Here is a 10,801-nt window from a genome sequence, read left to right on the forward strand (position 1 = left end):
TCAAAGGGGATATCGGTGGTGCCGACCAGCGCCAGATCGTCGAAATAGGGATTGACGAAGATCAGCCGCCGGTCATGGGCCTGAAGCACATAGCCATGATCGCCCTGCCACCAGCGTTTCAGGATGATGTGGCTGCCCTTGACCAGCCGCACCCTGCGGCCCGAATTCACCCCGGCGACATTGCCCAGAACCTCTTCCACCCAGGGGCCCGCGGTGTTGACGATGCCGCGTGCGGTGATCTCCCGGGTGGTGCCGGTTTCGGTGTCGCGCAGGGTTGCGTGCCAAAGCTCACCGTCCCGGCGCGCAGCGATGCAGGCGGTGCGGGTCAGCACCTCGGCCCCGCGCCGCGCGGCATCGACGGCATTCAGAACCACCAGCCGGGCATCGTCGATCCAGACATCCCAATAGGCAAAGGCCTTGGGGAAGTTTTCGCGGATGGCCTCGCCTTCCGGGTCGCGCGCAAGGTCGATGCTGCGGGTGGCGGGGATGCGATTGCGCCCGCCGAGATGGTCGTAAAGAAACAGGCCCAGCCGGATCAGCCAGCGTGGGCGCTGTTGGGGGCTGTGCGGCAGGATCAGCCGAAGCGGTTTCGACAGATGCGGCGCGACTTCCAGCACCACCTCGCGTTCAATCAGCGCTTCGCGTACCAACCGGAATTCGTAATATTCCAGATAGCGCAATCCGCCATGGATATACTTGCCCGACCGGGAAGAGGTGCCTTCGGCCAGATCGCCTTTTTCACACAAAACGACATTCAGACCCCGTCCGGCTGCATCCCGCGCGACACCGACACCATTGATGCCGCCGCCGATGACAAGAAGGTCTATGGGGCCGGTTCCGGCCATGCGTTCGCTCCCTCCTCCTTATTGCTTGCGACCTGTGCGGGCCTTGCCATCGACCTGCACGCCGTAAGAGCCGAAGGCGGCGGCGGTTTCGGCAATCTCGGCATCGCTCAGCAGAACCGGACCTCCGATCATCAGCGACAGGTAGTATTGCCGGGCGATCGTCTCCAGTTCGACCGCCCGCCACATCGCCTTGTCCAGCGTCTCGCCCATCGCGATCATGCCGTGATTGGCCAGAAGGCAGGCCGTGCGCCCGTCCAGCGCGTCGAGTGCCAGACGTGACAGTTCCTCGGACCCGAAGCGGGCATAGCCCGCGCAAGGAACGGTCATGCCACCGAAGGCCGCCATCATGTAGTGGCAGGCGGGAATCTCGCGCCGCGCGATGGCGAGAGTGGTGCAATAGGTCGGATGGGCATGGACCACCGCGCCCATATCCGGTCGCCCCTTGAGGATATCGAAATGAAAACGCCATTCGGTCGAGGGTTTCAGAGGGCCGGACCACGCGCCGTATTCACCGTCGAACGGCATTTCGGCGATCATCTCAGGCTCCATCGCGTCATAGGGCGTGGCCGAGGGCGAGATCAGCATCTTGTCGCCGCAGCGGACCGAGATATTGCCCGATGTGCCCTGATTGATCCCGAGCGTGTTCATCGACCGGCAGGCGGACACGATGCCTTCGCGCAGCTTCTTTTCGTCTTTTGTCATGTCAGGGTCCTTCAGCAGGGGTTGAGCGGCGGTTCCCCGTCCAGCCAGCGGCGCACTTCCTCGGCGGCGCTGGCGGCGGCGATGCGCACGGTTTTCATCGACGCACCCGCGATATGCGGGGTCAGTGTCACATTGGGAAGCTGTAAAAGCGGCCAGTCGGGCGGTGTCGGTTCGATCGCGAAGGTTTCCAGCATAGCGCCGCGCAGACGTCCCTCAGACAGGGCATCGTAAAGCGCGTCATAGTCCATCAGCGGTCCCCGCGCGGTATTGACGAGGATCGCGCTCGGTTTCATCGCCGCTAGTGCGGTGGCGTCGATCATGCCACGGGTTTCATCGGTGACGCGGGGGTGGAGGGTCAGCACATCGGCCTCTGCCAGAACCCGGTCGAGCGAGACATGTTCCACCCCTGCCTCCAGATCATCGGGCGAAAGCTGGACATAGGGATCGTCGACAAGGATGCGGCAGCCGAAGGCACGCAGCAGCTTGACGACGCGGGTGCCGACCTTGCCATAGCCGATCACGCCGACCGTCATGTCGGAAAGCTCATCGCCCGTCACATCCGCCCGGTACAGGTCGCCCCGGTAATCGCCCCTGCGCAGCGCGTCATGGCCCCGGGTGATGTTGCGCGTCTCGGCAAGGATCGCCCCGATGGTGAATTCGGCCACGGCCGAGGCATTGCGGCCGGGCGTGTTGACCACCGTGACACCATGACCGGCGGCAGCAGCCATGTCGATATTGACCGGCCCGCCGCGCGAGACGGCGACAAGCTTCAGCCCCGGCATGGCGGAGAACATCGAGCTGGACAGGGGCGCGAGATGGGTGACAAGGACGGGGGCCGCGCCGATATGCGCCATGACCTGATCCGGGGTGCCCATATATTCCTTCAGCCCCTCCATCCCCGCGACCGCATAACCGTGCTCCATCGGTTCATCCGGCCAGGGCAGGTCAAGCTTGCGGCAGGTGACCCGGTCGCCGCAGGCATCGTGCAGGGCGGCCTCGAACATCTCCGACAGCATGAAACGGTCGCCGATGATGGCAATCTCGGTGGTCATGTCAGCGCCTCCCGCATGGTTGCCTGCGCCTGCCAGACCGGCGGCATGGCTGCCCGCGTCGCAAGATAGGCGTCAAAGAGCGTGTCATAGACCGGCACGAGTGCCGCCTCGGGCGTCACGGTCGCGCCAAGGCGTGGGGTGACCCAGGCGTCGGAGGCTGCCGCAATGTCGGGAAAGACCCCAAGCTGTACCGCCGCCATCATCGCGGCCCCTGCGGCCCCCGCCTCATCCTGATTGACGCTGCGCACCGGGCGGTTCAGGGCGCTGGCCAGCATCTTGCGCGCGGCGGCGGATCGCGCCGCACCGCCGGAGATGCGGATTTCGGCCGGAATGGGGCCCATCGCGGTGTAACAATCCCGCGCGGCCAGGACGAGCCCGTCAAAGACCGCCCGCATCAGGTCGAACCATCCGGTGCCTTGCGCGATGCCGGTAAAGCTCGCCCGGGCGGCGGGGTCGACGAAGGGGCCGCGCTCACCTGCCACCAGAATGTAGGGATGGTAAAGGGCAGCCCCCGGCCGGGCGGCGAGGATGCGGTCGTCAAGCCCTGCCAGAAGGTCGGCGCGGCTGCGCTCAACGCCCTCGGAGTGCAGCAGGCCGATGGCAAGGTCGAGCATCCAGTCGATATTGATCGTCGCGGCCATATTGGTCTGCATCTGGGCATAGGCGCAGCCGGGGAAGGGCATCGTATAGCCTGATGCGGCCTTGTTCAGCACGACGGCATCGGCATCGGGCACGAAACGCATATGCATGCCGGTCGAACCGAGCACCGTCAACCCGGGTTGCACCCCGGCATCGTGCAGGCCCGCCCCCATGGCGCTGCACATGATATCGACATACCCCAGACTGACCGGCAGACCCTGCGGCAGCCCGGTTGCCGCCGCCGCCTGCTCAGTCAGCCCATGCGCCGTCTTGGCGCCATCGACAATCGGCGGCAGCAGGTGGCGCAGGGCGGACAGGCCCAGTGCCGCGATGACCGCGTCGGAATAGTCCCGTTGCCGGTAGTCGCCGAAGGTAAAGACCCCCTCGCTCGGGTCACCGGCCCGTTCCCCGGTCAGGCGGAAATAGAGCCATTCCTTGCAATGCAGGGCCGTGGCCGCGCGTGCCAGAAGGTCGGGCGCGTTTTCCTTCATCCAGCAAAGCTGGCTGCGCATCTGGCAGACATTCACGCCGGTCGCGGTCGTCCGGTAGATCAGATCATGCCCGTCGCTGTCCACGATGGCCTGCGCGGCCGATGCAGAACGCGCATCGAGCCAGAGCCAGCCGTCATGGACCGGTTTCCCCGCCGCGTCGATCAGCCATGTGCCATCGCCCTGTCCGGTCACGCCAAGGCCAAGGGCGCGGCGGTCAAGATCCGGCACCTCTTCCGCAAGCCCCTTCAGGACGGCTGCGCAATCCTGCCAGGTGCGCGCCATATCCTGTTCAGCGCCACCGCCGGGCAGGGTGGAATAGTGATTGCGGCGGCTGGCCACGCCAAGCTGGTTTCCTTCCGTGTCGAAGGCCACCACCTTGATCACGGAGGTCCCGGCATCCACCCCGATGATCACGTCTTCTGTCATGCCATCGCACCCCCGTGGCTGATTGCAGCACCGGTTGCGGTGTCGAACAGATGCAGGTTCGTCGCGGGCAGATCGACCCCGATCATGTCGCCCTTTGCGTGGTTCACCCGGTCATGGCGGACCGAGACGATGGAGGCACCGGCGAAATGTGCCGCGATATGGGTCTGGTCACCCAGCCATTGGCTGGCATAGACGCGCGCCTCGGCCCCGCCGATGCCGATGCCGACGGCATGGGGCCGCACGCCCAGCGTGACAGACCCGCGTTTCAGAATGCTGTCCCGCAATTCGGGCGTGAAATCCGTATCGGCATAGCCAAGTTGCACACCATCACCCAGATGGAACAGGATCTGCCCCCCCTCTGACGCGGCCTCGGCGGCGAAGACGTTCATCGGTGGTTCCCCGATGAAGGTGCCGGTAAAGAGGTTGGCGGGCCGCGCCTTCAGCGCTTCGGGCGTGTCGAATTGTTGCAGCACGCCACCCTCCATCACCGCAATCCGGTCGGCCAGCGCGTTCGCCTCGGTCTGGTCATGGGTCACAAGGATCGCGGTCAGCCCGCGTTCTTTGATGAAATGCTTGATCCTGCCCCGCAGATGGGCGCGCAGTTGTGGTTCAAGCTGGCCCATCGGTTCGTCCAGCAGGTGAAGATCAGCGCCCCGGATCAGCGCCCGGCCCAGACCGGCGCGCTGCTGCTGGCCGCCGGAGATGGAGGACGGATAACGATCAAGCACGGCTTCGATGCCCAAAAGCCGCGCCATCTCATCGACGCGGATGCTCACCTCATCCCGAGACAGCCGTTCGGCCTTGAGGGCAAAGGCGATGTTTTCCCGGATGGTCAGCGGCGGATAAAGCGAATAGCCCTCGAACGCCATCGAGACATTGCGCTTTGCGGGCGGCTGGCGGTGGATCTCGTGACCGGCAAGCGATATCTGCCCCTCTGTCACATCCTCGAACCCCGCGATCATGCGAAGGGTCGAGGTCTTGCCGCAGCCCGATGAGCCAAGAAGGGCCACGATCTCGCCCTTCTGCACCGCCAGATCAAGGTCGATCACCGCATGGACCGGATGGCGCGACGTTGGGTTGTAGATCTTGTTGACCCCGGAAAGGTCCAGCATCACCTCGCTCATGCGGCCTCCTCCTCCTGCTTGCTGGTCCTATCGGTATCCGGCGCGATACGGGCGCCGGTGGCGCGGTCGAAAAGCACCGCCGTGGAGGCGTCGATATCGATCGTGGCCGTGCCGTCGGCAGGGGCAGGTGTTCCGGCCGGGCGCGAGATCAGGATCTCGCGTTTGCGCATGGTCGTGACCAGTGTCACTGTCTTTTCGTTGAATGGCGTTTCGGCCTCGATCGTCACTTCAACCGCATTCGCCCCGTCGGCAAAGCGGATTGCCTCGGGCCGTATTCCGATGATGCAGTCGCGCCCGACAATCGCCTCATACCCGTCGGCCAAGGCAACGCGTTTGCCCGACAGGCGGACATGCACGCCCTCGGCGTCGCGTTCCGGCGTGACATCAAGGAAGTTGATCGCGGGATCGCCGAATTGTTCGGCGATCCGCATATCGGCGGGGCGCAGATAGACATCCTCCGGCTTGCCGATCTGAACGATGCGTCCGTCCACGAGGACCGCGATCTTGTCGGCAAAGGCCATCGCTTCTTTGTAGTCCTGGGTCACATACACCACCGTCGTGCCTTGCCCGGCCAGCAGGCGCGGCAATTCCAGCCGCATCTCGAACCGGAGCTTGGCATCGACATTGCGCAGGGGATCGTCGAGCAGAAGAAGCTTTGGCTGGGCCACAAGGGCCCGCGCCAGAGCGGTACGCTGTTTTTGCCCGTTCGAGAGTGCGCGGGGCGCATGATCCAGAACATGCTCGATCTTCAGCAGGCGGGCAATGTCGGTGACGCCCTCCTTTATCTTCTCGGCAGAGAAACGCTGCGCGGTCAGCGGGCTGGCGATGTTGTCGAAGGCGGACATATGCGGAAACAGCGCGAAGTTCTGAAAGGCCATGCCGACACCGCGCGCTTCGGGCGGCAGGTCCGTCACATCCGCGCCGCCGATCTGGATGCGGCCCGCCTCGGGGTCGACCGCGCCCGCGATGCAGCGCAACAGCACCGTCTTACCCGCGCCTGAGGGGCCAAAGAGAACCAGCGTCTCGCCCTCGGCGATCTCAAGGATGAGGTCGTCCAGCACCACCTCATCCTTGAACCGCTTGGTAAGACCGGTGATCTTCAATCCGCTCATCGCCCTCATCCCTTCACCGCGCCGAGCGACAGGCCCTCGACCAGATAACGTTGCGCATAGAGGGCCAGGGCCAGCGTCGGCGCGATGGAAAGGACAACCGCCGCTGCGATCTGGCCGTACTGGATGCCCGAGGCGGTGACGAAGGCCAGCGCGCCCACCGTCACCGGCTGTTTGTCGGCCGAGGCCAGCACCAGCGCGAAGATGAAGTTGTTCCAGGCGAAGATGAAGGCCAGAAGCCCCGCCGCCGCAATGCCGGGCCCGGCAAGGGGCAGGGCGATTTTCAGGAATGTGGCCCCCCAGCCGTGGCCCGCGATCCGGTAGGCATGTTCGACATCAGGGCTGATATCCTCAAAATACCCGCGCACGATCCAGAGGATCAGCGGCAGGCAGATCAACTGATAGACCCAGATCAGGCCGATATAGGTATTGGCAAGCCCGAGGGTCTGGAAATAGAGCGTGAGGGGCAGCAGGACGAGGAGCGGCGGCGCGAAGCGGAACGACAGGAGCGTGAAGGCGATATCCTCTGATCCCCGGAACTTGTGCCGGGCAAAGGCATAGGCCGCCGGAACCCCTAGCAGAAGCGCCAGCGCCACCGATGATACAGACAGGATCACCGAATTCATCAGGTTGCGCATGAAATTGATGTCGAGTGTTCCGGCCTGCGTCTCCAGCCGTCCTGTGATCAGGGCAACATAGTTCTGCATGGTTGGCGTGAACACCATCGACGGCGGCGAGCGCAGGATGGTTTCATTGGTCTGAAAGCTCATCAGCACGATCCAGAAGATCGGGAACATGAAAAAGAGGACCACGGCCGTCAGCGCGATGCCGCGCAGCCAGCGTTCCAGAAGGGATGTATGTTCCATGGCTCAGACCTCTCCCCGGGCGCGGTCGCGCAGCCGCAGCCAGTTCTTGATGAAGATGTTCGACAGGAAGAAGGTGATGGCCCAGAGGATGATCAGAAGCGCCGCCGACCGGCCGACATTGGTCGACTGGAAGAAATTCAGATACGCCTCGACCTGAAACACCATCAGCGTGTCACCGGGCCCGCCTTGTGTCATCGCATAGATGATGTCGAACTGCTGGATGGAATCGAGCAGCCGGAAGAGCGAGGCGGTCAGGATATAGGGCATCAGCATCGGCAAGGTGATGCGGGTGAACTGTTGAAGCCGCGGCACCCCGTCAAGGGCCGCGGCTTCAAACGGCTGCGTGGGCAGGGAGCGGAGCCCAGCAAGCAGCAGGATCATGATGAAGGGCGTGTAGACCCAGATATCGACAAGAATAACGGTGAAAAGCGCTGTATGCGGCGAGGCCCCCCAGCGGAAATCGGTAAAGCCCGCGAGCTGGGCAAAGTAGTTGAGAATGCCGAAATTCGGGTTCGTCATCAGCTTGAACATCAGCGCGGCCAGCGCCGGTGCCGTCATCAGCGGCATCAAGAGCATGATCGACACGGCGTTGTTGATCCGGCTGCGCTTTTGCAGCAGCAGCGCAATGCCAAGACCGAGCAGAAGCTCCAGCCCGACAGTCAGCCCGGCATAGACAAGGCTGACCTTGAGGGTGTTCCAGAACCCCGGATCGGACAGGAAGTTCAGGTAGTTTTCGCCCCAGTTCATGCCCCGGTTCCAGGGCTGCGACAGCCGGTAGCGTTGCAGCGAATACCAGACGGCGGTGACGAAGGGGATCAGGATGCCGATACAGACCAGCAAGGCAGGCAGGCTCAGCAGATAGGGCAGGGCTTTCTTTGAGCTGAAAAGGCCACGCTTTTGCCTTGGCTGATCGTGAGCGACGGACATGCCTGTTCTCCCCTCGGGCGCGGTGACCCGTGCCACCCGTTGCCGCGATCACAGTAACGCGGAACGGTTCGCATGTGTTGTTCTGGTGGGCGCACGGCCCCGAACGGGCCGGGACCGTGCTCTTCGGGTGGTGGCTTAACCCAATCCGGCTTCCTTGAGCTGCCGGTTAACGCTTTCGGCAAGCTGATCGAGCCCCTCATCCACGGGCACTTCGTTCGCGACCATCTTTTGCAGCGATGCCGCCCATTCGGTGGTCAGATCGAAGAACAGCGGCTGCGCCGTGAACTTGATCGACGCGCCGGGGGCCGAGACATCGTGCATCTCGACATAGCCCGGATAGGACGATGACAGCCGGTCGCGGAAGCCCGCATCGGCCCAGACCGAGGCGCGGACCGGGTTGACGAAGTCCATCTGCGACGCGCCGAACAATCCGTGCTCGGGACCCGAGGCCCATTGCAGGAAGTACCATGCTGCATCCTTGTTGGCCGAGAAGGACGACATGGCCAGCGACCAGATCCAGATGTTCGGGGTCGGTGCCGCCGCATCGGGATTGGCGGCAAAGGGCGCATAGGCAAGCTGACCGGCCATGGCGTTGTCGCCGCCATTCATGAAGTAGCCAAGGATATCGGCGTCATAGATCATCGCCGACTTGCCCGCGCCAAGGTCGGTGCCGACCTGATACCAGGTATGGGTCGACCAGTCGGAGGCCCCTGAATCCTGGATCATCTTCACCCATTGGGCATGGAAGGCCTTGGACACATCCGTGTTCATCGCCGCCGAGAGCATACCGTCATCCGAGACATTGAGGTCGGTCTGACCGAAATTGGCATAGCCAGACAGGAAGCCCGGATGGATCGTCGCCCAGGACCGCGAACCGCGCACGCCAATGCCGTAGATGCCGTCATTTCCGGCCTGCACCTTCGCCGCCGCCTCGACCAGTTCGTCAAGGTTCGTCGGCACGGCCACTCCGGCCTTTTCCATCATGCCGGCATTGTAGGCCAGATTGTTCTGTTCATAACCCCACGGGATGCACCATTGCTTGGCATCCTCCGACCCGAGCGCGCCGCCGGGGCGGCCATTCCAGGCGCAGGACGCCCGCACGCCGGGCAGCATATCGTCCCAGTTGTAGTTCGGATTGGTCTTGCTATCGTCCATGATCCACTGGTTCAGATCCTCGATCCAGCCAGCCGGGCCATAGGTCCAGGTCATATAGGCCCCGGTCATGAACGCGTCGTATTCCGACGATCCGGAGGACAGGGCAGCAGTCACCTTGTCGAAATAGACATCCTCGGGGAAGACGTCATAGGTGACCTCCATCCCGGTCATCGCCTTGAAGTTCTCAAGGTTGGCGATCATCGCATCGGTATAGGGATGTTTGTTCAAGAGCAGCTTGATCCCGGTGCCGGAATGTTTCTTCCAGTCGAAATCCTGCGCCAGCGCGCGGGTTGCGGATGCGTTGACAAGCACACTTGCCGTTGCGGTGCTCATGCCGAGCGCGCCAAGCGCACGCAGAAGCGAACGGCGGCTCATCGATCCGCGACGATACGCGGCGATCAGTCCTTTTTCCTTATCGTACATTCTGTCCTCCCAGCTTGTTTGCCCTTCCGGCCATCCGTCGCATGTCAGGTTGCGGGCGGTGCCTCCGCGAGGCGGCGGGCTGTCGCCTCGTCGGTAATCAGTCCCTTAAGAAGGCCGCCCGTCAGGACGGCGCGGATCGCATCGGTCTTGGCCTCGCCACCGGCGACGGCAACAACCATGCGGTTTGCCAGCTCTTCGATTGGCGGCGCCATCACCCGTCCCGACAGGCTGGTCGCGACGGGCGCGCCCTGCCGGTCAAGATAGTGGCCGAGGATTTCGCCCACAGCACCGTTGCTGCGCAGCTCCTCCATCTCATCGGATGTCACGGTGCCGACCTCGCTCAGATGCGCATGCGACCCGACATCGCCGATGCCGACGATCAGCAGCGTTGCCGATCGGCATTTGTCAAAGACCTGACCAACCCCCATCTGCGCCAGCAGCACTTCGCGGTCGGCCGCGCTGTTGGCGTAAAGCGGGACCGGCAGAAGATAGGCCTCGGCCCCGGTCTTTTCCGCGAGGCGATAGATGACGTCGAACGGATTGGCCGCGAATTTCCGTGTCAGCCCGCCCAGAAGCGAGACGACAGAGCCTTTGACCCCGCGCAGTGACGGCAGCTCATTCACGGTCGCGGCCAGTGTCCGCCCGTGGCCGATGCCGATACAGTTATGGGTATTGCCCTCAAGCGCCTGACGCAGGAACGTGGCGCCCGCCAGACCGAGCGCGCGCAGCGGCAGACCGGTTTCGCCAAGGTCCGGTGCCACCCGGCAATATTCAAGGCCGTATCGCGCCGATAGCCCTTCTTCCAGTGCGACACATTCGGACACCGACGCATCGACAAAAACCCGGACAAGGCCCTCGCGCGTGGCCCGCGCGATCAAACGGTGCGCCTTGGTCGAGGGCACCGCAAGACGTTTTGCGATCTCACCCTGGGTCAGCCCGCCCGAGAAATACAGCCAGGCGGCACGGGCCGCCAAACCCGACTCTTCGTCGATCGCGGTGATCCCGGTTGGTCCGTGCAGATTGCCATCTGAAATATTTTGCA

At 63.5% G+C, this 10,801-nt stretch carries 10 protein-coding genes; all 10 read right to left on the reverse strand.

The features are described 5' to 3' along the window. On the reverse strand, positions 1-845 hold an 845-nt coding region (locus WBB85_RS15050; RefSeq protein WP_432639416.1), incomplete at its 3' end, for a glycerol-3-phosphate dehydrogenase. Positions 846-863: 18 nt separating this feature from the next. Continuing rightward, positions 864-1,547, reverse strand: a complete 684-nt coding sequence (locus tag WBB85_RS15055; RefSeq protein ID WP_432639417.1) for a class II aldolase/adducin family protein — start codon at positions 1,545-1,547, stop codon at positions 864-866. Positions 1,548-1,558: 11 nt separating this feature from the next. Continuing rightward, positions 1,559-2,599, reverse strand: coding sequence for a 2-hydroxyacid dehydrogenase (locus WBB85_RS15060; protein WP_432639418.1), 1,041 nt, complete (start codon positions 2,597-2,599; stop codon positions 1,559-1,561). After that, positions 2,596-4,155: an FGGY family carbohydrate kinase gene (locus tag WBB85_RS15065; RefSeq protein WP_432639419.1), complete on the reverse strand. Its 1,560-nt coding sequence runs from the start codon at positions 4,153-4,155 to the stop codon at positions 2,596-2,598. The genes WBB85_RS15060 and WBB85_RS15065 overlap by 4 nt, the downstream gene beginning before the upstream one ends. Further along, complete coding sequence (locus tag WBB85_RS15070) at positions 4,152-5,279, reverse strand: ABC transporter ATP-binding protein (protein WP_432639420.1); 1,128 nt, start codon at positions 5,277-5,279, stop codon at positions 4,152-4,154. The genes WBB85_RS15065 and WBB85_RS15070 overlap by 4 nt, the downstream gene beginning before the upstream one ends. Continuing rightward, positions 5,276-6,391, reverse strand: coding sequence for an ABC transporter ATP-binding protein (locus WBB85_RS15075; protein WP_432639421.1), 1,116 nt, complete (start codon positions 6,389-6,391; stop codon positions 5,276-5,278). Before WBB85_RS15075 ends, WBB85_RS15070 begins: the two co-directional genes overlap by 4 nt. Positions 6,392-6,396: 5 nt before the next feature. Next, positions 6,397-7,254 carry a carbohydrate ABC transporter permease gene (locus WBB85_RS15080; protein WP_432639422.1) on the reverse strand — a complete coding sequence of 286 codons (858 nt, stop codon included), beginning with the start codon at positions 7,252-7,254 and terminating at the stop codon, positions 6,397-6,399. 3 nt (positions 7,255-7,257) lie between these two features. Continuing rightward, the gene (locus tag WBB85_RS15085; protein WP_432639423.1) at positions 7,258-8,181 is read right to left on the reverse strand and encodes a carbohydrate ABC transporter permease; all 924 of its coding nucleotides are present in this window, start codon (positions 8,179-8,181) and stop codon (positions 7,258-7,260) included. A gap of 135 nt (positions 8,182-8,316) precedes the next feature. Then, a complete protein-coding gene (locus WBB85_RS15090; protein ID WP_432639424.1) occupies positions 8,317-9,759 on the reverse strand; it encodes an extracellular solute-binding protein in 1,443 nt (480 codons plus the stop codon). A 44-nt stretch (positions 9,760-9,803) separates the two neighbouring features. Further along, the coding region (locus WBB85_RS15095) for a sugar-binding transcriptional regulator (RefSeq protein WP_432639425.1) at positions 9,804-10,801 on the reverse strand (998 nt) is incomplete at its 5' end.

It is taken from the genome of Albidovulum sp. (genome assembly GCF_049646345.1).
Lineage (GTDB): Bacteria > Pseudomonadota > Alphaproteobacteria > Rhodobacterales > Rhodobacteraceae > Albidovulum.

What these genes read in the sequence shown, in the direction of transcription:
- WBB85_RS15090 (WP_432639424.1), bottom strand. Translation starts at nt 9,759, where the DNA reads ATGTACGATAAGGAAAAAGGACTGATCGCCGCGTATCGTCGCGGATCG.
- WBB85_RS15070 (WP_432639420.1), bottom strand. Translation starts at nt 5,279, where the DNA reads ATGAGCGAGGTGATGCTGGACCTTTCCGGGGTCAACAAGATCTACAAC.
- WBB85_RS15065 (WP_432639419.1), bottom strand. Translation starts at nt 4,155, where the DNA reads ATGACAGAAGACGTGATCATCGGGGTGGATGCCGGGACCTCCGTGATC.
- WBB85_RS15075 (WP_432639421.1), bottom strand. Translation starts at nt 6,391, where the DNA reads ATGAGCGGATTGAAGATCACCGGTCTTACCAAGCGGTTCAAGGATGAG.
- WBB85_RS15080 (WP_432639422.1), bottom strand. Translation starts at nt 7,254, where the DNA reads ATGGAACATACATCCCTTCTGGAACGCTGGCTGCGCGGCATCGCGCTG.
- WBB85_RS15060 (WP_432639418.1), bottom strand. Translation starts at nt 2,599, where the DNA reads ATGACCACCGAGATTGCCATCATCGGCGACCGTTTCATGCTGTCGGAG.
- WBB85_RS15085 (WP_432639423.1), bottom strand. Translation starts at nt 8,181, where the DNA reads ATGTCCGTCGCTCACGATCAGCCAAGGCAAAAGCGTGGCCTTTTCAGC.
- WBB85_RS15055 (WP_432639417.1), bottom strand. Translation starts at nt 1,547, where the DNA reads ATGACAAAAGACGAAAAGAAGCTGCGCGAAGGCATCGTGTCCGCCTGC.